We start from the raw sequence: 18,740 nt of genomic DNA, 5'->3' as shown, positions 1-18,740 counted from the left end.
CATGGTCGTGTCACGATGGCGCCCACCGTGGCCGCCGTCGATAAACCATGACATGCAGCGGATAACGCGCGCACATTCGGCGCCGATCGTGGTTCGTCATGAACGAGCCACGTACCATCCCGTCCCGGCCCCGGGACCGGTTGTTCGCCGCGGCCACGCTGGTGCTCGCCGTGCTCCTGCTGCCCGCGGCGTTCGCCCGCCGTCCCCGCGGCGCCCGCGAACTGGCCGGCCGCTGGGCGTTACGGATGCGATTCCCCGCCGAGGACCTCACCGGGCTCACCGACGGCGCCCTCGCGGCGTTCACCGCGGCGCGCACCGAGGCGCTCTGGCGTCACGGCCAGCTCATCGGCCTCACCTCGGGATACCGCTCTCCCCTCGTCCAGCAACGGATGTTCGACGAGGAGGTGCGCCGTTCCGGCTCCCCGGCCCTGGCGCGAATGCTCGTGCTGCCACCGGCGGAATCCCCCCACGTCAGGGGCATCGCGCTGGACGTGCGCCCCCACGAGGGCGCGCGCTGGCTGGAGGAACACGGCGCCCGCTACGACCTCTACCGCATGTACGACAACGAGTGGTGGCACTTCGAGCACCGCCCGGACAGCGGCGGCACGCCCCCACGACGACGACCTCACCCCGGCGTGCGCTACGTGAGCGAGTACGGGGACCGGCCATAGCCCCGGATCGGGTCCATCCATGACCGACGGGACGTCCGACCAGGGGTTAGGGGTATGTCAGTGGGAAGCACGAACAAGTCCGGGTCGCTGGGATGGCGCCTGCGAGCAGCGCGCGAGATGGCCTTCGTGGGGCGGGAGGAAGAGCTCGCCGTTTTCGGCGCGGCGTTGCGCGGCGACGGCCGCGGCGTTCTGTACGTGCACGGTCCCGGCGGCATCGGCAAGTCGGCCCTGTTGCGGCGATTCGCGCACGAGGCCGCGGTGGCGGGGCGGCCGGCGACCCTGGTGGACGGGAGCACGCTGGAGCCGTCGCCGGCGGCGTCCGAGGCCGAACCGGTGCTCCGCGACGCGGACGCGGTGCTTCTGATCGACGGCGTCGAACGAATCCAGGGCCTGGAGGGATGGCTGCGCGAGCGGTTCCTGCCGCGGGCGCCCATGGGGGCGCTGGTGGTGATCGCGGGGCGGAACCCGCCGGACCTGCGGTGGCGGGCGGATCCGGGATGGGCGGGGACCCTGGAGGTGCTGCCGCTGCGCGGCCTGCGGGCCGGAGACGCGCGGGCCCTGCTGGACTTCTCCGGGGTGCCGGCCGAATCGTGCGCGCCGCTGCTGGCCTTCGCCGGTGGTCATCCGCTGGCGCTGCTGCTGGGGGCGGCCGTGGCGGCGAAGGACGGTGGGCGCTGGTCGCCGAGTCAGGACATGGTGGCCACGTTGCTGGATCAGCTGGTGGGCGAGCCGCCCACGGCGGCGCATCGGCACGCCCTGGAGATCTGCGCGCACGCGTACGCGACGACGGAGGACCTGCTGCGCGCCGCCTCGCCGGAGGACGCCGGGACGTTGTTCCGGTGGCTGCGGCGGTTGCCGTTCGTGGAGTCGGGCGGTCGCGGGCTGTTTCCGCACGACGTGGTGCGGGAGGCGCTGGAGACGGACCTGCGATGGCGGGACCCCGAGGGGTACGCGGCGATGCACGGCCGCGTCCACGCGCACCTGGCGGAGAAGGTGCGCACGGCGAACGACGCGGAGGTGCCCGGCGCGGTGGCGGCGCTGTTCTACCTGCACCGCGACAGGGAAGCGCCGGCCGGGTTCCACGGCCGCCACGACGAGGACGGGTTCCAGGAGGAGCCGCTGCGCGAGGACGACCTCGGGACGCTGCTCCGGGTGGCGACGGCGGCGGAAGGCACGGAGGGCGCGGCGGCCACGGACGGCGCGGCGTCCGCGGCGTGCGCCGCCTTCTGGGCGGAACGCCGGCCGGAGGCGTTCCGGCTGTATCGGCGGGCCGCGACGGGCGAGCCCGTGGCGTTCTCCGCGTGGCTGCGGTTGGCGGACCTCGCCGAGGAGGAGCTGACGGCCGATCCCATCGTGGCCATGGCGTGGGCGCACGCGCGTGCCACCACGCCGTTGCGCGCCGGTGAACATCTGGCGGTCGCCCGGCTGTGGGCGCCGCCGCGGTACCGCGGCGACTCGCCGCTGATGGATCTGATCCAGTGGCGGGCGATCGGCGATTGCCTGCGGTCCGAGCGGATGGCATGGTCATATATCGAGATACGGCATCCGAACCACGCGTGGATGGAGCGTTTACCGCGCTACGGGATGCGTGACATCTCCGCGCGGCCGGCGGATGACGCCTACGGCCTGTTCGTTCATGACTGGCGCGCGGTGCCCGCGCGGGCGTGGCTGGAGCGGATGAACCGGCCGCTCGTCGCGGGGCCCGCCGGCGGCCCGAGTGCCGCGACGGCGGAGCTGGCGGTGCTGTCCCAGGAGAAGTTCACCGAGGCGGTGCGCAAGGCGTTGCGCCGGCTGTCGCGGCCGGACGCGCTGGCCGCCTCCCCGCTGACGCGCACCAGGCTGATCGCCGAGCGGGACGGGCGGAACCCGGCCACGGCACTGGGCGACCTGCTCCGCCAGGCGATCGACGACCTGCGTGCGGATCCGCGCTCGGTCAAGTCCCACCGGGCGCTTTCCGTCACGTTCCTCCACGGCGCGCCCACCCAGGAGCTGGCCGCGGAACGACTCGGCCTCCCTTTCACCACCTACCGCCGCCATCTGACGGCCGGCATCGAACGCGTCTGCGCCGACCTGTGGCACCGGGAGCTGTACGGCACCGGCGCGCCGACTGCCCCCCGATCCACCTGAGCCGCCCCATCGTGCCGGCGACGAACGCTGCCGAGGGCATGTCAGCCGGCGAGCGCGAAGCCGGCCGCCGCCTCCGCGTGCAGCCGGGCGCTCGGCAGCACCGGGATGGCGCAGTCCTTCTCACCGATCAGCAGCTCGATCTCCGTGCAGCCGAGGATGACGCCTTCGGCGCCGTCGTCCGCGAGCTCATCGACGATCCGGGCGTAGGCGTCCCTGGACGAGGGCCGGAGCACCCCGCGCACCAGTTCGTCGAAGATCACGCGATGGACCAGTTCCCGCCGCTCACGCCGCGGGACGACCACGTCGAAGCCGTGGGCGGCCAGCCGATCCCGGTAGAAGGGCTGCTCCATGGTGAAGCGGGTGCCCAGCAGGCCGACCCTGCGCATGCCCCTGGCGCCGATCTCGGCGCCCACGGCGTCGGCGATGTGCAGCACGGGAACGCTCACGGCCCGCTCCACGTCGTCGTTCACCCGGCTGAAGGTGTTGCTGCAGATGAGCAGGAGGTCGGCGCCGAGATCCTCCAGTGCCCCGCCCGCGCCGGTCAGCAACGCGCTCACCTCGTCCCAGCGGCCGGCGAAGATGAGATCCTCGACGGTCGTGTAGTCCACCGACCAGATGAGGGTGTTGGCGGAATGGCTGCCGCCGAGTCGCTCGCGTACCCGCTGGTTGATGATCTGGTAGTAGATCACCGTCGATTCCCAGCTCAACCCGCCGATGAGACCGATAGTGCGCATGGAACTCCCTTTCGCCCGGCTTGTGGGCGTGCTCAGCTCGGCGGCGCGGCCAGCGCACGGGCCAGGGCGCCGAGCCCGATCTCGCTGGACGCCTTGACGAACACCACGTCTCCCGGTTCGACAAGCGCGGTGGCCAGCCTGAGGGCCCCGGCCACGTCCTCGGCGGCATGGACGGCCACGCCCGGGTTCGAGGACTCCGCCGCCTCCGCCATCGCGAGCGGATCCCCTGCTCCGACCGCGATCAGCACGTCGAAGCGGAGGTCGGCGACGAGCCGGCCCATCTCGGCGTGCCGGGCGCGGGAGGCGTCCGCCTGCTGCCCCATCGCGCCGAGCACGGCGACGGTTCGGCGGGCGCCGGCCAGGGCCTTCACCGCCCGCAGCCCGGCCCGCATGGATTCGGGGCTGGCGTTGTAGGCGTCGTTGACGACGGTGACGCCGTCAGGGCGTTCGACGATCTCCAGCCGGCCGGGGGAGCGCCGCCGCGCGGCGTTCAGCCCGCCGGCGATCTCGGCGACGTCCAGGCCGAGCGCGGTGGCGACGGCGGCGGCGGCCAGGGCGTTGCTCACCTGGTGCTCGCCGATGAGGTCGAGCGCGACCGGGGCCCGCCCCGAGGGCGTCACCAGCGTGAACGCGGTTCGCGCCCGGTCGTCCATCCGCACGTCCTCGGCCCGCACCTGCGCCCGCGCCGACCCGCCGTACGACAGGATCCGGGCCCTGGTGCGGCCGGCCATGCCCATGACGTACGGGTCGTCGGCGTTGAGCAGGGCGAACCCGTCCGCAGGAAGCGCCTCGACCAGCTCGCCTTTGGCCTCGGCCACGGCGGCCGGCCCGCCTCCCATGCGCTCCGCGTGCGCGGTGCCGACATTGAGCACCAGCCCCACCTGGGGCGGTGCGATCCCGGTCAGATACGTCAGGTCGCCCTTCCGGCTCGCGCCCATCTCCAGCACCAGGTATCGGGTGGTGGCGTCGGCACGCAGCACGGTGAGCGGCAGCCCGAGCTCGTTGTTGAACGACCTGTCGGTGGCGACCGTCGCGGCGTGCCGTTCGAGCACCTGGGCCAGCAGGTCCTTGGTCGTGGTCTTGCCCACGGAGCCGGTCAGGCCGATCACGGCCGGGCCGAGGTGTTCGAGCACGTGCCTGGCCAGCCGGCCGAGCGCGAGCTGGACGTCCTCGACCACGAGGGCGGGCACGCCGACCGGCCTCGAGGCCAGCACGGCGACGGCGCCGCCCTCGATGGCACGGGCCGCGTAGTCGTGACCGTCGACGCGGGCGCCGGGCGTCGCGGCGAACAGGCCGCCGGGCGCCACCTCGCGGGAGTCGACCGCCGAGGGCGCCGTCACCGGCTCCCGCGGGTCGCGCACGTCATGCAGGCTCGCCCCGACGACCTGCGCGATCTCGTCCAGCGTCATGGGGATCATGAGCCGCTCCTGGCGAACGCGAGGTCGATGAGGCGGCGCAGCAGGACGGGGTACGGGACACCGCTGGCGGCCCAGGCCCTGGCGTAGACGGAACGGGACGTGAAGCCGGGCATGGTGTTGACCTCCAGCACGTACAGGCGCCCCGTGTCCTCCTCATAGAGGAAGTCGACGCGGGACAGGCCGTAGCCGCCGATCGCCCGGAAGGCGCGCAGTGACAGCTCGCGCACGTCCTCGGCCACGCGTTCGGGCAGCGTCGCGGGGATGACGGCGATCTCGGCCCGGCTGAGGTACTTGGCCTCGTAGTCGAGCCAGTCGCCGGGCACGATGAGCTCGCCGGGCACCGAGGCGTCCGGAGTGTCGTAGCCGCCGAGCACACCGCAGATGAGCTCGCGTGCGGTCACGCCCTGCTCGACGATGACCACCCGGTCGTAGGACAGCGCCAGGTCCACGCCCGCGCGCAGCTCCTCCATGGAGGTGACACGGGAGATGCCGATGGAGGACCCCATGTTGGCCGGTTTGACGTACATCGGCCAGTCGAGCGACTTCACCAGACCCCAGTGGTCGGTGGTGGCGCGCCATTCGTGCGCGGTGAACCACACGTACGGGGTGATCGGCATGCCCTCCGCCAGGAGCGTCCGCCGCGTCGCGACCTTGTCCATGGCCACGGCGGAGGCCGTGACGCCGCAGCCCACGTACGGGATGCCCAGCGTCTCCAGGTGACCCTGGACGACGCCGTCCTCGCCGAACGGCCCGTGCAGCACGGGGAAGACCACGTCCGCCACATCGCGTCGCAGCTCCACCGGCCACCGGCCGTGCCGGTCGATGATGACGGCGACGGGCTCGTACAGATCCCTCGGCAGGGCGTCCAGCACGGCCTGCGCCGACTGCAGCGACACCTCATGCTCGGCGGACGGCCCACCCGCCAGCACGGCCACGCGCACGCGTTCAGCCACGATCAGCCTTCCTCAGGGGCACGGAGACGGCACCGGCGGCGGCATCCTCTCCGCCGTCGCAGGACCCTGAGTGTCGGCTCTTCGCCTGACCACTTCCCAGACCATTCGCTGTCCGTTTCCGCACCGCTACTTGACTTTATCTAGTACCTGACACAGTCTAGGAGTGTGACCTCAAGCCATGACCCGCAATTGCTGAAGGGAGTCCTGTCGCTTCTGCTGTTGCGACTGCTCGCCGAACGGGAGTCCTACGGGTACGAGGTGGTGCAGCGGCTGCACGAAACGGGCTTCGTCGACGTCCTGGAAGGCACGGTGTATCCGGCGCTGGCCCGGCTGGAGCGGGAGGGGCGGCTGGCGACGCGACTCGTCCCGTCGCCGAGCGGGCCCGCGCGCAAGTACTACCGGCTGACCCCCGACGGCCACCGATACCTGCGGACCGCGACCGACACGTGGAACCGCCACGTGGACGGCGTCAACGCGGTCCTGCGCAGACCACTCCCCAACGACCCGGAAGGGACGCCGACATGACGCACCCCGTGACCTTATTCGACCGCCTGCGCATCGAGCGCCTCGTGTGGACGCTGGACCAGCAACTCTACGACCTGCCGCACCACTCGCGCGTCGCCAAGCGCCGCGAGGTCCGCGCCAACCTGCTGGAGGCGTCCCGCGACGTCGGGACGTCGGCGGCGCTGAAGCGCCTGGGCGGCAGTCGCCGGCTGGCCGCGGAGTACCTCGACGCCGAACTCGGACGCCGGCGGCACTCCTGGATCGCCGCCGTCTACTTCCTCGGCGGTGTCCCGCTGCTGCTGAACTTCTTCCTCTCCGAGGCGGCCGGGGCCTACGAGCGGGCCATCACCGCGGCCGACCCCCACGCCACCGGCACCTACACCTGGCGCGGCGTCAGCTACCTGCAGTCCGCCATCACCTACACCTTCGACCAGGGGCACGCCAGCCACGTCGGCGGCGCGTGGAGCCCGCTCGTCTACGTCCTCTGGATCGGCGGAGCCGTCGCCTGCGGCCGGTTGTGGCGGCTGCTCCCGCGCGCCTGACCGGGGCACGACGCGGCCGCGGCCAGGGCGCTCCCCGTGCGGCGGCCGGCCTGGAGTTCTGGGCCGGTCTTCCCGCACGATGGTCTGGTCCGTGCGCGCGACGCGCGAACGGAGGGGGACCAGCGGTGGATCGAGACGAAGGAGTGTCCGATGCACGTGACCGACGCCTACCGCGCCGCCCGGGACCTGCTGATGGCGCTCCGTGAGGATCTTCCTCGTGCGGTGGCGGAGTTCCGCTGGCCGGAGCTGGGGGACCGGTTCAACTGGGCGGTGGACTGGTTCGACGCCATCGCGCGCGGCAACGACCGGCCCGCGCTCATCGTCGCCGAGGAGGACGGGTCCACGACGTCCCGCACCTTCGCCGAGATGTCACGGGACTCCGACCGGCTGGCGGCGTGGCTGGCCGCCCACGGGGTCGGCCGGCGGGACCCGGTGCTGCTGATGCTCGGCAACCAGGTCGAGCTGTGGGAGTCCACGCTCGCGCTCATGAAGCTGGGGGCGGTGATCGTGCCCACGACCGGCGCGATCGCCGCCGCCGACCTCGCCGACCGGATCACGCGCGGCCGTGTGCGGCACGTGATCTGCAACGCCGCGGACACCGCGCGGTTCGAGCGGGCGCCCGGCGACTACGGCCGCGTCAGCGTGGGCGGGGCGCCCGGCTGGGCCGACCTGCGCGGCGCCCGCGAGCTGGAGCACGTCCCGGCCGCCCATCCGGGCACGGCGCCGGACGACCCGCTGCTGCTGTACTTCACCTCGGGGACGACGTCGCGCCCCAAGCTCGTCGAGCACACGCAGGTCTCCTATCCGGTGGGACACCTGACCACCTTGTACTTCCTCGGGCTGCGGCCCGGCGACGTGCACCTGAACATCTCCTCGCCCGGATGGGCGAAGCACTCGTGGTCCTGCTTCTTCGCGCCGTGGATCGCCGAGGCGACCGTGTTCGTCCACAACTACCGGCGCTTCGACGCCGCCGCGCTCCTGGACCTGTTGCGCGAGCGGCGGGTCAGCACGTTCTGCGCGCCGCCGACGGTGTGGCGCATGCTGATCAACGCCGACCTGGGGGAGCGTCCGGCCGCGCTGCGCGAGGTGGCCGGAGCGGGGGAGCCGCTCAATCCCGAGGTGATCACGCGGGTACGCCGCGCGTGGGGCCTGACGATCCGGGACGGGTTCGGGCAGACCGAGACCACCGCCCAGATCGGCAACACCCCCGGCTCGCCGGTGCGGCCGGGGTCGATGGGCCGCCCGCTGCCCGGCGTGCCGGTGGTGCTGGTCGATCCGGTCGGCGGCCGCCCGCTGGACGGCCCGGGGGAGGGCGAGATCTGCCTGGACCTCTCCCAGGCGCCGCTGCCCTTGATGCGCGGCTACCGGGACGACCCGCTGCACACGACCGCGGCACTGGCGGGCGGCTACTACCACACGGGCGACGTGGCCGGCATCGACGCCGACGGGTACATCACCTACGTCGGCCGGACGGACGACGTGTTCAAGGCCAGCGACTACAAGATCAGCCCGTTCGAGCTGGAGTCGGTGCTGATCGAACACCCGGCGGTCGCCGAGGCCGCCGTGGTCCCGGCCCCGGACCCGGTGCGGCTCGCCGTTCCCAAGGCGTACATAGCGCTGGCGCCCGGGCACGAGCCGACGCGGGAGACCGCGCACTCGATCCTCCGGCACGCCCGCCGGAACCTGGCGCCCTACCAGCGGGTCCGGCGGATCGAGTTCGCCGAGCTGCCCAAGACGCTCTCCGGGAAGATCCGCCGGGTGGAGCTCCGGGCCCGCGAGGACGACCGGGCCGCCGAAGGCGGCGGCGGCGCCGAGTGGCGTGACGACCAGTTCCCCGATCTCGGGAACTGACGCGCCGGCCGCGGGGCAGGGCTCCGTCCCCCGGAGGGCTGGACGGCGCCCGCCCTCGTCAGGTACCTTACTCAACCTCAAGGTTGATAAACCGAAAGGTTGAACGCAATGCTCCTGGAGAACAAGGTCGCCGTCGTGTACGGCGCGGGCGGGACGATCGGGGGCGCGGTGGCCAGGGCCTTCGCGCGTGAGGGGGCGCGGGTCTTCCTCGCCGGGCGCACCGGGGCCACCCTGGGGAAGGTCGCCGCCGACATTCGCGCCGCCGGGGGCGCGGCCGAGACCGCCGAGGTCGACGCGCTGGACGAGGACGCCGTCGAGACCTTCGCCGCCGCGGTGGCCGCGCGGGCCGGCGGGATCGACGTCTGCTTCAACGCCATCGACGTCCAGGACGTGCAGAAGCCGCTGATGGAGATCACCGCGGAGGAGTTCGTCCGGCCGATCCTGACCGCCACGCGCACGCACTTCCTGACCACCAGGGCGGCGGTCCGGCACATGATCCCCCGCGGGTCCGGGGTGATCCTGTTGTTCGGCGGCGGCGGCCCCCAGACCGTTCCGGGGCTCGGCGGGTTCAAGGTCGCGCTCGACGCGCTGGAGGGCCTGCGCAGGCAATGGGCGTGCGAGGCCGGGAAGCACGGCGTCCGCGTCGTCACCATGGTCACGGGCGGCGTGCCGGAGAGCCTGCCGGAAGACTTCCCGGGCAGGGAGGAGCTCACCGCCGCGCTGAACGGCGAGACGCTGCTCGGACGGGCCGCCACCCTGGCCGACGTGGGGAACGTCGCCGCGTTCGTCGCCTCCGACCTGGCCAGGACCATGACCTCGGCGACCGTCAACGTCTCGTGCGGCGCCATCGTGGACCACTGACGTGCCAGGCGACCGGCTGAGCCTCACCTTCGCCGCCCTGGCCGACCCGACCAGGCGCGCGATACTCGCCCGGCTCGCGGAGGGCGAGGCGACGGTCAACGAACTGGCCGAGCCGTTCGACATGAGCCTGCAGGCGGTCTCCAAGCACCTGAAGGTGCTGGAAAGGGCGGGGCTGATCACACGGGGCCGCGACGCGCAGTGGCGTCCGTGCCGCCTGGAGACCGAGCCGCTGGACGCGGCCTCGGAGTGGATCACGCGCTACCGCGACCGCTGGGCCGCCCGGCTCGACCGCCTCGACCAGGAGATCAAGCGTATCCAGCGAGGAGAACACCATGAGTGAGACCCAGTTCGTCATCGAGCCCGGCCGCCAGGACATCGTCATGACCCGCGTCTTCGACGCCCCGAGAGAGCTCGTGTTCCGGGCGATCACCGACCCCGAGCTGCTGCCGCGCTGGTGGGGGCCGCACTCCATGGCCACCCGGGTGGACCGTATGGAGCTCAGGCCGGGCGGGCTCTGGCGGTTCGTCAACATCGACGCCGACGGCCTGGAATGGGGCTTCCACGGCGTCCACCACGACGTCGTGGCGCCGGAGCGGTACGTGCGGACCTGGGCGTTCGAGGGCGCGCCCGAGGACGTGGCGCTCGAGACGGTCAGCCTCTTCGAGACGGACCGCGGGACCGAGTACGTCGCCCGGACCGTGCACCCGTCGGTGGAGGCCCGCGACGCGATCATCCGCGCCGGCGGGCTAAGAGGCGGCCAGGAGTCGATGGACCGCCTCGCCGTCGTGCTCGCGCGCCGCGCGGCGGCGTCGTGATCGGTGTCAGGCCGTCGTGGTCGCGTCCGGGCCGGCGGGCGGGGGAGTGAGGCTCTCCGGCACGGGCGAACGCCGGGCCAGGGCCCAGAGCAGGGTGGCGAGGAGGGCGCCGAGGGCCAGGAGACCGAAGTAGGGGTCCTCGGCGCCCGCGCGGTCGTTGGCGAGACGGCCGGCGGCGGCGACGTTCGCCGGGCTCGTGTGCGGTACCCAGGACGCCGCGAACTGCAGCAGCCCGTCCGCCACGATGAAGATCGCCAAAGCCGCGACGACCGCCGCGCACAGCCCGGCGATCAGCACCTGATCGCCACCCTCGGGCCCGGAATCCTCCACCTGGGAACCCTCCGGCCCAGGACCTTGCGACCCGGGTACCTCCGCCTCGTGCCCGGCGTCGACCGGCCGTCTGGCGGTGATCAGCATGGCGGTCAGGGCGGCGCCCGCGAGCGCCGCGAGCGCCCGGCCGCTGGACGGGGGCAGCGGAGGCCACAGCAGCACGGGCGCCGTGAACGCGGTCGCCGCCGCGGCGCCGCAGCCGCCGCCGATCCGCAGGGCGCGCGCGGGCGCGGCCGACCGGAGGGACGTCACGGCGAGAAGAGCGGTCATGGAGACGCCGAGGACGCAGGTCAGGATCGGCAGGCCCACCCAGGCCCTCTCCTCCACGCGGCCCGTCGCCGCGCCGAACTCGGCGAAGACGAGCACGGCCGCCGCGCCCACCAGAGCGCAGCCGCCCGCCCGCAGCAGCCGGGTGGTCCCGGCGCGGGCCGCCGGGCCGAGCGGGCCGCGCAGCCGGCCGAGCCACGCGAGCACGAGCAGGACCACCACCAGTCCGACGAGGGCGTCGCGGAGCGGCCCGTAGGCGACCCCGCCGGTCGTGACCAGCGCCGCCGCGATCACTCCCAGCGTGAGCAGCGCGCACGCGGCGGTGCCGAGGAGGCGGGGGCGCGTCAGCGCGACCCGCAGGCAGCCGAGGGCGAACCGCCAGCGCGCGGGCGCGGGCTCGATCCCGGCCAGCTCGGCCCGCATGGCCGGTCCCCACTGCCCCCGTCCCTCCGGCAGCAGCCACGCCGCCACCGACAGCAGCCGCGCGGCCCCGTCCGCCGGGACGTTGTCCCGGGGGCCGGTCACCAGGCGTTCCTCGGGCGAGGCGAAGGGGCGTGTTCGGTGGCGGACGACGGGGCCTGTCCGGGAGCGGGGGCGTGGTCGGCGGCGTAGCGCAGGCCGGCGGGGGTGAGGCGGTACAGGTGGCGGGGTGGCCGGCCGGGGGGCGCCTCGGCCTCCCAGGTGTGTTCGAGCAGCTCACGGTCGCACAGGCGCATGAGGATCGGGTACAGCGAACCCGCCTTCAGCCCCACCTCGCGCCCGAGCTCGTACCCGTACCGCCAGGCGGCGGGGTCGGCGGCCAGGGCCGCCAGCACGGCCATGGTCTGCCGTGAGGGTCGTCGCGTCACGGCCGGAACTCTACCTATATAGAGTTAATGCCGGCAAGGCCGGGCCCGCGATGCCACGCGTCCGGGCGTAGGGGTGCCCCCAGAGCCCCGCCCTTCTCTCTTGTCTCCGCAACGCCGCCTTTCTAGCGTCCATGTCGTCTAGCACGGGTTCTCTCGTCGCCGGCCGCGGCCGGCGCGGGCAAGGGAGCGTACATGTCGAAGGAAGAGCACGCCACGTCACGGCGTGGAGTGCTGAAAGGTCTCGTGGCGACGACGGTGGCGGCGGCACCGCCGGTCTGGGCGGTGTCCCAGGCCTCGTCGGCGCTCGCCGAGTCGGCCACGGTGACGGCGGGGGGACTGGACCTGCCGCCCGCCACCGAGGCGATCACCCCGTTACGCCTGCACGTCCCCGCGTCGGTCCTGACCGACCTGCGCAACCGGCTGGCGAACATCCGCTGGCCCGGCGAAGAGCTGGTGACCGACTGGTCGCAGGGCACGCCGCTGCGCCGCCTGCAAAAGCTGACCGAGTACTGGCGCACCCGCTACGACTGGCGGCGCCTGGAGAACCGGCTCAACGCCGTCGGCCAGTACCGCACGCTCATCGACGGTGTGGCCGTCCACTTCCTGCACGCGCGGTCCCCGCACCGCGACGCCACGCCGATCATCCTCTCGCACGGCTGGCCGGGTTCGGTCGTCGACTTCCTGGACATCATCGGACCGCTCACCGACCCCACCCGCTACGGCGGGCGGCCCGAGGACGCGTTCCACGTCGTCGTGCCCTCCCTGCCCGGGTTCGGCTTCTCCGGCAAGCCGGAGGTGACCGGCTGGAACTCCGCCCGTATCGCCAAGGCCTGGATCGTGCTCATGCGGCGGCTCGGCTACCAGCGCTACATCTCGCAGGGCGGTGACTGGGGCGGCTGCGTCGCCACCTTCATGGGCAAGCTCCGGCCGAGGGAGCTCGCCGCCGTCCACCTGAACTTCCCGATGCTGATGAACGCGCCGCTGGTGGGCGAGCCGACGCCGGAGGAGCAGGAGGCCCTCGCGCAGATCGCCGAGCACGGGGCCAACGGCGCGGCCTTCTCGCAGGCGATGCGGACCGAGCCGCAGACGTGGAGCTACGGCCTGACCGACTCTCCGACCGGCCTGGCGGGCTGGATCTACGAGAAGCTCGCCCTGTGGAGCGACAGCGGCAGGAACCCCGAGGGCATCTGGAGCTACGACCAGATCCTCGACACCATCATGATGTACTGGGTGCCCGACAACGTGGCGTCCGCCGCCCGGCTGTACTGGGACGGCCTCGCCACCGACTACGTCACCCAGGAGCTGGACCTGCCGGTCGGCGTCAGCGTGTTCCCCAAGGAGCTGTACCGGCCGCCGCGGATCTGGGGTGAGCGCGTGTACCACGACCTGCGGTACTGGAACAAGCCCGAGCGCGGCGGCCACTTCGCCGCCTTCGAGCAGCCGGAACTGTTCACCGAGGAACTGCGCAGGTTCGCCCGCGTCGTGCGCTGACCTTCGCGGCGCCCAGGAGCTCCGGCCGGTGAGGGCGACCCGCGAGGTCGCCGTCATCCGCCGGAGCTCCGTCGCGTCGACGCGCCCCGGCGCTCAGGCGCGGGGCGCGCCGGGTGCGGGGGACAGCAGCTTGGTCAGCAGCGCGCGCAGTTCCTCCTCGGGGGCGGCGCCGAGGAGGCCGATGACTTCGGCGCGCAGGCCCACCATCGCGGCGCGGACGTCGGTCAGGCGGTCGCGCCCGAGCGGGGTGAGCTCCAGGGCGTAGCGGCGGCGGTCGCGCGGGTCCCGGCCGCGGGTGACGAGACCCGCCTCGGCCAGTTCGTCGATCACCTGGGCCGCGGACGGCTCGGTGATGTTCAGGTGGCGGGCGAGCTCCTGCTGCGGGCACGGCGCGAGCAGGGCGAGCGCGGACAGCGGGCCGAAGTGGCGGGTGCGCAGGCCGGCGCCGGACAGCAGCACGTCGCCCTGCCGGCGCAGCCGGTGGTACGCCTGGGTGACCAGGTACTCGATGCTCTGGACGGCCGGGGACTCCGGCTCGGGGAGCATCTTGGCGAGCAGCGCGGCGAGCCGCGCGCGCTCCTTCGAGGTCAGCGCCGCGGTGACGCGGGCGTCCCGGTCGGACACCGGCCGCCGCATGGCGTCGCGCGCCGCCCGCCCGGCCGGGGTGAGCGTCAGAACGTAGGAGCGCCGGTTCGCCGGGTTGCGCGTCCGGGTGACGTGCCCGGCCTCCTCCAGCCGGTCGATGAGCCGCACCATGATCGTGCGGTTGATGCCGAGCTTCTCCGCCAGGTCCTGCTGGGAGTGGCCGTCCTGGTCGGCGAGCGTGTCGAGGACGACGAAGTCACGTGACTGCGGGCCCTCGCGCATGGCCTCGGCGGTGAACAGCATGAACACCCGGCGCAGCATGTTCCCCACCGAGAGGCCGAGCAGCGCGGTCAGGGTCGTGTCCTCCGCGGGCTCCGCCTCGCCGTCTCGCCGCACGCGCCACCTCCGTCCCCACACCTTACCGAAGCCGTGATGGTTGGCTGGTTGATGGTTGGCAGTGAATTAGTTGGCATGTTGACAGTTAATCAAATGGACGATTAGCGTCGAGCCCGGACGGCCGGACGAACAAGGATCCGGCACAGGCCAGGACTGGAGACCGCCATGACCGGCACGACCGCCCGCCTCGACATGACGATGATGTACGCGACGCACGACGCCCTCCGGCGCGACGCCGAGCGCGTCGCCCGCATCACCGCCCGCGGGGACGACGACCCCCGCCGCCTGCTGCGCGCCGCCGCCGGATGGGAGATGTTCAAGAGCTACCTGCGCGTCCACCACACGACCGAGGACGACGTCCTGTGGCCGGACATGCAGCGAGTTCTGGCGGGCCGGCCCGACGACCTGGCCCTGCTGGACGCCATGGAGGCCGAGCACGGCGCCATCGACCCGCTGCTGCACGCCGTCGACGCCGCCCTCGCCGACCGCGAGTCCGGGCCCGAGCGGCTCGGCGGGCTCACCGACGCCCTGGTCACGACGCTGACCGGGCACCTGCGCCACGAGGAGGCCGAGGCGTTGCCGCTCATCGGCGCGACGCTGGGCGAGGCGCGATGGCGGCGCTTCGGCGAGGAGCACCGCGCCCGTATCGGCACGGACGTTCCCCGCTACCTGCCGTGGGTGCTGGACGGCATGGCCGCCGAGCGCGCCGCGCGGATACTCGACGCCATGCCCGAGCAGGTGCGCGCGGACTACCACGACGCGTGGCGGCCGTCCTACGCCGGGCTCGCCCCCTGGGGCCGCGGGGAGGAGGCGTGACCGGCCCGCGAGGCCCCGGCGCGCGGGCCGCGCGCTGGTGGTGATCGCCGCGGCCACGCCACGGGCTTCCTGGCCGCGGGCGTCCTGTACGGCGCGGCGCCGGCCGGCGCGGCGTGGCTGCCCGCGTGCCTGGCGGCCTTCGGTCAGGTCCTGAACCAGGCGGTGGTGGACGGGGCCACCCTGCCCGGGGCGGCGTCGTCCGAGGCCAGGACCGGTTCCCCCCACGGCGCCTCGTACGGCTCGGCGCCGAAGACCGTGACGCTGACCAGGTCGCCGCGCCGGAACGCGACGACGTCGGAGCGGCCGGCGGGCACCCATTCCAGCGGGCCGCCGATGCCGCGCCGGACCTCCAGGGCCCGCCGGTGCAGATCCCACGTCGAGCCGGGCGTCCCGATCTGCGACTCGATGGCGAAGCCGGCGAACCAGTCCGGCTGCGGCAGCCACGTGTCGCCGGAGGAGGAGAAGCCGAACGAGGGGCCGGCGGCGGTCCAGGGGAGGGGGACGCGGCAGCCGTCCCGCCCGTAGTCGGCGGTGCCCGAGCGCAGCCAGGCCGGGTCCTGCCGTGCCTCGTCGGGCAGGTCCATCACCTCGGGGAGCCCGGCCTCCTCGCCCTGGTAGAGGTAGACCGATCCGGGCAGCGCCAGCACCAGCATCATCGCGGCCCGCGCCCGGCGCACCCCGAGCGGGACGTCGACCTCGCCCCTCGGCCGCGTGGGCGGCCCGCCCGTGTAGGACGTCAGGCCGTACCGGCTGACCGCGCGGTGCACGTCGTGGTTGGCCAGCGTCCAGGTGATGGACGCGCCGGTGGCGGCGATCTGCTCCAGGCCGCCGCTGATCGAGGTGTGGAACCGGGCGGCGTCCCACGGGCACAGCAGCAGGTCGAAGTAGAACGCCTGGGGCAACTCGTCGGGACGCAGGTAGAGGGCCAGGTCGTCGATCGTGGGCACCCAGATCTCGCCGACCAGCGTGAGGTCGCGGCCGTACCCGTCGGCGATCTTGCGCCAGCGGCGCAGCACGTCGTGCACCTCGGGCTGGTTCTGGGCGAGGATGTTGTACTCGGGGTAGTTCGGCCAGTCGGGCAGGTCGGCGTGCTTGAACAGCATGTGCGCCACGTCGATGCGCATCCCGTCCACCCCGCGGTCGAACCAGAACCGCAGCACCTCCTCGAAGTAGGCGGCGACCTCGGGGTTGCGCCAGTTGAAGTCGGGCTGCCCGCGGTCGAAGCTGTGCAGGTACCACTCGTCGCCGGCCCTGGTCCAGGCGGGACCGCCGAACGCCGACCGCCAGTTGTTCGGCGGCAGGTCCCCGACGCCGGGGCGGAAGATGAACCGCTCGCGGGCCGCGGCGTCGCCCGCGAGCGCCGCCTGGAACCACGGGTGCTCGGCCGAGCAGTGGTTCGGCACCAGGTCCATGAGCACCTTCAGGCCGCGGGCGTGCGCGTCGGCGAGCGTCCGGTCGAAGGCGGGCAGGCCGCCGTACCGGGCGTCGATGCCGGTGTAGTCGGACACGTCGTAGCCGTGGTCGGCGCCGGGGGAGGGGTAGATGGGGTTGAGCCAGAGGCCGTCCACGCCGAGGGACCTGAGGTAGTCCAGCCGCCGGCGGAGCCCTTCCAGGTCGCCGACGCCGTCGCCGTCGGTGTCGGCGAAGGAGCGCAGATACACCTGGTAGATGACGGCGTCCTGCCACCATGTTCCGTTCACTCGGCCTCCTGGGAAGATGGGCGACACATGGTAGGTCCCTTGCCCGCCCGCCACCGTCCTGCACCTGGTGATGCCCGTCCCGGCCGCCGGCGGCGCCGGGCGGAATAACCGCGGCCCCGGTGCGCTTATCTCTACCATCCCTGCGGGAAAACCATGGATTCTGGAGGAGTCACATGCCGAAGGCGTACGTCTTCACGCGGTACGGCGGACCTGAGACGGAGAGCCTCACCGACCTCCCCCGGCCGGTCCCCGGGCCGGGCGAGCTGCTGGTCGCCGTGCGCGCCGCCGGCGTCAACCCCGTCGACTGGAAACGGCGCGCGGGCTACCTGGCGGCGTTCGCGCCGGTCGAGTTCCCGGCGGTGATCGGCTCTGAGGTCGCCGGGGTCGTGGTGGAGGCCGGCGAGGGCGTCGAGGGGTTCGCCCCCGGCGACGCGGTCTTCGGCAACCCTCTCACCGGGGGCTACGCCGAGTACACCCTGCTCCCCGCGGAGACCACCGGCCGCAAGCCCGAGGCCGTCTCGTTCGCCGACGCCGCGACGCTGCCCGTGGCCGCGGCCACCGCCTACGACGGCGTGCACCAGCTCGGGCTGCCGCCCGGCGCCACGCTGCTGATCACCGGCGTCGGCGGGGGCGTGGGCGTGGCGGCCGCGCAGATCGCCCGGCACGCCGGGCTCACCGTCGTCGGCACCGCGAGCGTCGCCAAGAAGGAGTTCGTCGAGTCCCTCGGCGTCACCTACGTCGAGCCGGGCCCGGGGCTGGCGGAACGGGTGCGGGCCGCCGCGCCCGGCGGAGTCCAGGCCGTCTACGACCTGGTCGGCGGCGCCGCGCTCGAGGAGGCCGCCGAAGCGCTCGACGACCGGTCCAAGCTGATCACCGCCGCGGACCGGGAGACCGTGGCGCGGCTCGGCGGCTCCCCGGTGGAGCGGGCCCGGAGCCGCGAGGTGCTGGAGGAGGTGGCGGCGCTGGTGGAGCAGGGGGTGCTGCGGCCGTTCGTCACCGCCACCCATCCTCTCTCGGAGGCGTCGACGGCGCTGCGGGCGGTGGAGGAGGGACACGCCCGAGGCAAGATCGTCATCGAGGTCCCCGGTGACTGATCCGCATCCCTTGGATTATCCCGCCTGGTCGTCGCTGACCGGCGCGCACGCCCGCCTCGCCGAGCGGCGCGGCAACGCGCTGCGCTACCCGCCGGACGTCTCCCCGTTCGTCGCGCTGCCGCCGCAGCCGGAGGCCGCCGACTGGGCCGACATGGCGGCGCTGGCCGGCCCCGGCGGGCTCGTCCCGCTCGCGGGGGTGGAACTCCCGCCGCCGGACGGCTGGGAGGTCGTCACCGAGGTCCCGGGCGTGCAGCTGACCGGCGAGGACGTCACGGGCACGCCCGAGCCCGAGGCCGTACGGCTCGGGGCGGCGGACGTGCCCGAGATGCTCGACCTCGTCGCGCGGTGCAGGCCGGGCCCGTTCCTGCCCCGCACGGTCGAGATGGGGACCTACCTCGGCATCCGGCACGGCGGCGCGCTGGTGGCGATGGCCGGCGAACGGCTGCGCCCGAAGGGCTGGACCGAGATCAGCGCCGTGTGCACCGACCCCGGGCACCGGGGGAAGGGGCTGGCGTCCCGGCTGGTGCTGGCCGTGGCCGCGGGGATCCGGGCCCGTGGCGAGACGCCGTGCCTGCACGCCGCCGCTGCCAACACCACGGCGATCCGCCTGTACGAGACCCTGGGCTTCCGGCTGCGCCGCCCCGTCCCCTTCACCACCGTCCGCACCCCCGCCGACGTCCCCGTCGCCTGAACCTCCCCGCCCCGGCTCTCAGGCGGCCGGGGCGGCGGTGCGGTGG

Annotated in this window: 19 protein-coding genes; 12 read left to right on the top strand and 7 right to left on the bottom strand. The window is 73.5% G+C overall.

Going from position 1 to position 18,740, the window contains the following annotated elements; all coding sequences use genetic code 11:
• The first annotated feature begins 98 nt into the window (after positions 1-98).
• Both vanY-N and BJ981_RS36785 read left to right on the top strand, forming a co-directional pair.
• Positions 99-671 carry a D,D-peptidase/D,D-carboxypeptidase VanY-N gene (vanY-N, locus tag BJ981_RS36790; protein WP_184618110.1) on the top strand — a complete coding sequence of 191 codons (573 nt, stop codon included), beginning with the start codon at positions 99-101 and terminating at the stop codon, positions 669-671.
• Between the two features lie 54 nt (positions 672-725).
• Positions 726-2,798: an ATP-binding protein gene (locus BJ981_RS36785; RefSeq protein ID WP_184618109.1), complete on the top strand. Its 2,073-nt coding sequence runs from the start codon at positions 726-728 to the stop codon at positions 2,796-2,798.
• A 41-nt stretch (positions 2,799-2,839) separates the two neighbouring features.
• Here BJ981_RS36785 and BJ981_RS36780 read toward each other — a convergent pair whose 3' ends face one another.
• The 3 genes from BJ981_RS36780 to BJ981_RS36770 are packed head-to-tail and all read right to left on the bottom strand — an operon-like array spanning position 2,840 to position 5,903.
• Complete coding sequence (locus BJ981_RS36780) at positions 2,840-3,532, bottom strand: aspartate/glutamate racemase family protein (RefSeq protein ID WP_184618108.1); 693 nt, start codon at positions 3,530-3,532, stop codon at positions 2,840-2,842.
• Positions 3,533-3,564: 32 nt separating this feature from the next.
• Positions 3,565-4,950 (bottom strand): UDP-N-acetylmuramoyl-tripeptide--D-alanyl-D-alanine ligase, encoded by a 1,386-nt coding sequence (locus tag BJ981_RS36775; RefSeq protein ID WP_184618107.1) that lies wholly within the window; start codon positions 4,948-4,950, stop codon positions 3,565-3,567.
• Entirely contained in the window at positions 4,947-5,903 is a 957-nt protein-coding gene (locus BJ981_RS36770) for a D-alanine--D-alanine ligase family protein (RefSeq protein ID WP_184618106.1), read from the bottom strand. The genes BJ981_RS36775 and BJ981_RS36770 overlap by 4 nt, the downstream gene beginning before the upstream one ends.
• A 165-nt stretch (positions 5,904-6,068) precedes the next feature.
• On the opposite strand from BJ981_RS36770, the gene BJ981_RS36765 reads away from it, so the two are divergent.
• From BJ981_RS36765 to BJ981_RS36740, 6 genes are all read left to right on the top strand, one after another.
• On the top strand, positions 6,069-6,428 hold the full coding sequence (locus BJ981_RS36765) for a PadR family transcriptional regulator (protein ID WP_184618105.1): 360 nt from the start codon (positions 6,069-6,071) through the stop codon (positions 6,426-6,428).
• An 8-nt stretch (positions 6,429-6,436) separates the two neighbouring features.
• A complete protein-coding gene (locus BJ981_RS36760) occupies positions 6,437-6,949 on the top strand; it encodes a hypothetical protein (protein ID WP_184618104.1) in 513 nt (170 codons plus the stop codon).
• Positions 6,950-7,099: 150 nt separating this feature from the next.
• On the top strand, positions 7,100-8,800 hold the full coding sequence (locus BJ981_RS36755) for an AMP-binding protein (RefSeq protein WP_184618103.1): 1,701 nt from the start codon (positions 7,100-7,102) through the stop codon (positions 8,798-8,800).
• A 108-nt stretch (positions 8,801-8,908) separates the two neighbouring features.
• Positions 8,909-9,661, top strand: coding sequence for an SDR family NAD(P)-dependent oxidoreductase (locus BJ981_RS36750; RefSeq protein WP_184618168.1), 753 nt, complete (start codon positions 8,909-8,911; stop codon positions 9,659-9,661).
• 1 nt (position 9,662) lies between these two features.
• Positions 9,663-10,001: an ArsR/SmtB family transcription factor gene (locus BJ981_RS36745; RefSeq protein WP_184618102.1), complete on the top strand. Its 339-nt coding sequence runs from the start codon at positions 9,663-9,665 to the stop codon at positions 9,999-10,001.
• The gene (locus tag BJ981_RS36740; protein WP_184618101.1) at positions 9,994-10,476 is read left to right on the top strand and encodes an SRPBCC domain-containing protein; all 483 of its coding nucleotides are present in this window, start codon (positions 9,994-9,996) and stop codon (positions 10,474-10,476) included. Before BJ981_RS36745 ends, BJ981_RS36740 begins: the two co-directional genes overlap by 8 nt.
• A gap of 6 nt (positions 10,477-10,482) precedes the next feature.
• On the opposite strand, the gene BJ981_RS36735 is transcribed toward BJ981_RS36740, so the two are convergent.
• Positions 10,483-11,598, bottom strand: a complete 1,116-nt coding sequence (locus tag BJ981_RS36735) for a hypothetical protein (RefSeq protein ID WP_184618100.1) — start codon at positions 11,596-11,598, stop codon at positions 10,483-10,485.
• Positions 11,595-11,921 carry a PadR family transcriptional regulator gene (locus BJ981_RS36730; protein ID WP_204070113.1) on the bottom strand — a complete coding sequence of 109 codons (327 nt, stop codon included), beginning with the start codon at positions 11,919-11,921 and terminating at the stop codon, positions 11,595-11,597. The genes BJ981_RS36735 and BJ981_RS36730 overlap by 4 nt, the downstream gene beginning before the upstream one ends.
• 192 nt (positions 11,922-12,113) lie before the next feature.
• Between BJ981_RS36730 and BJ981_RS36725 the strand changes: the two genes are divergently transcribed.
• Positions 12,114-13,412 carry an epoxide hydrolase family protein gene (locus tag BJ981_RS36725; protein ID WP_184618099.1) on the top strand — a complete coding sequence of 433 codons (1,299 nt, stop codon included), beginning with the start codon at positions 12,114-12,116 and terminating at the stop codon, positions 13,410-13,412.
• Positions 13,413-13,505: 93 nt separating this feature from the next.
• Here the strand turns inward: BJ981_RS36725 and BJ981_RS36720 are convergent, their stop codons facing one another.
• Positions 13,506-14,393 carry a MarR family winged helix-turn-helix transcriptional regulator gene (locus BJ981_RS36720; RefSeq protein WP_239139087.1) on the bottom strand — a complete coding sequence of 296 codons (888 nt, stop codon included), beginning with the start codon at positions 14,391-14,393 and terminating at the stop codon, positions 13,506-13,508.
• 165 nt (positions 14,394-14,558) lie between these two features.
• On the opposite strand from BJ981_RS36720, the gene BJ981_RS36715 reads away from it, so the two are divergent.
• Complete coding sequence (locus BJ981_RS36715; RefSeq protein ID WP_184618098.1) at positions 14,559-15,209, top strand: hemerythrin domain-containing protein; 651 nt, start codon at positions 14,559-14,561, stop codon at positions 15,207-15,209.
• A 143-nt stretch (positions 15,210-15,352) separates the two neighbouring features.
• Here the strand turns inward: BJ981_RS36715 and BJ981_RS36710 are convergent, their stop codons facing one another.
• A complete protein-coding gene (locus BJ981_RS36710; protein WP_239139086.1) occupies positions 15,353-16,909 on the bottom strand; it encodes a glycoside hydrolase family 13 protein in 1,557 nt (518 codons plus the stop codon).
• Positions 16,910-17,082: 173 nt separating this feature from the next.
• Between BJ981_RS36710 and BJ981_RS36705 the strand changes: the two genes are divergently transcribed.
• Both BJ981_RS36705 and BJ981_RS36700 read left to right on the top strand, forming a co-directional pair.
• Positions 17,083-18,003, top strand: a complete 921-nt coding sequence (locus BJ981_RS36705) for an NADP-dependent oxidoreductase (protein WP_184618096.1) — start codon at positions 17,083-17,085, stop codon at positions 18,001-18,003.
• A complete protein-coding gene (locus BJ981_RS36700; protein WP_184618095.1) occupies positions 17,996-18,694 on the top strand; it encodes a GNAT family N-acetyltransferase in 699 nt (232 codons plus the stop codon). Before BJ981_RS36705 ends, BJ981_RS36700 begins: the two co-directional genes overlap by 8 nt.
• The last annotated feature ends 46 nt before the right edge of the window (positions 18,695-18,740 follow it).

This window comes from Sphaerisporangium krabiense, assembly GCF_014200435.1.
GTDB classification, from domain to species: Bacteria; Actinomycetota; Actinomycetes; order Streptosporangiales; family Streptosporangiaceae; genus Sphaerisporangium; species Sphaerisporangium krabiense.
The sequence above is the reverse complement of the archived record's forward strand: the minus strand, read 5'-3'. Positions and strand labels throughout refer to the sequence as shown.

Coding starts and splice junctions, on each gene's coding strand:
- vanY-N (WP_184618110.1), top strand. CDS start 99: ATGAACGAGCCACGTACCATCCCGTCCCGGCCCCGGGACCGGTTGTTC.
- BJ981_RS36785 (WP_184618109.1), top strand. CDS start 726: ATGTCAGTGGGAAGCACGAACAAGTCCGGGTCGCTGGGATGGCGCCTG.
- BJ981_RS36780 (WP_184618108.1), bottom strand. CDS start 3,532: ATGCGCACTATCGGTCTCATCGGCGGGTTGAGCTGGGAATCGACGGTG.
- BJ981_RS36775 (WP_184618107.1), bottom strand. CDS start 4,950: ATGATCCCCATGACGCTGGACGAGATCGCGCAGGTCGTCGGGGCGAGC.
- BJ981_RS36755 (WP_184618103.1), top strand. CDS start 7,100: ATGCACGTGACCGACGCCTACCGCGCCGCCCGGGACCTGCTGATGGCG.
- BJ981_RS36750 (WP_184618168.1), top strand. CDS start 8,909: ATGCTCCTGGAGAACAAGGTCGCCGTCGTGTACGGCGCGGGCGGGACG.
- BJ981_RS36740 (WP_184618101.1), top strand. CDS start 9,994: ATGAGTGAGACCCAGTTCGTCATCGAGCCCGGCCGCCAGGACATCGTC.
- BJ981_RS36725 (WP_184618099.1), top strand. CDS start 12,114: ATGTCGAAGGAAGAGCACGCCACGTCACGGCGTGGAGTGCTGAAAGGT.
- BJ981_RS36715 (WP_184618098.1), top strand. CDS start 14,559: ATGACCGGCACGACCGCCCGCCTCGACATGACGATGATGTACGCGACG.
- BJ981_RS36705 (WP_184618096.1), top strand. CDS start 17,083: ATGCCGAAGGCGTACGTCTTCACGCGGTACGGCGGACCTGAGACGGAG.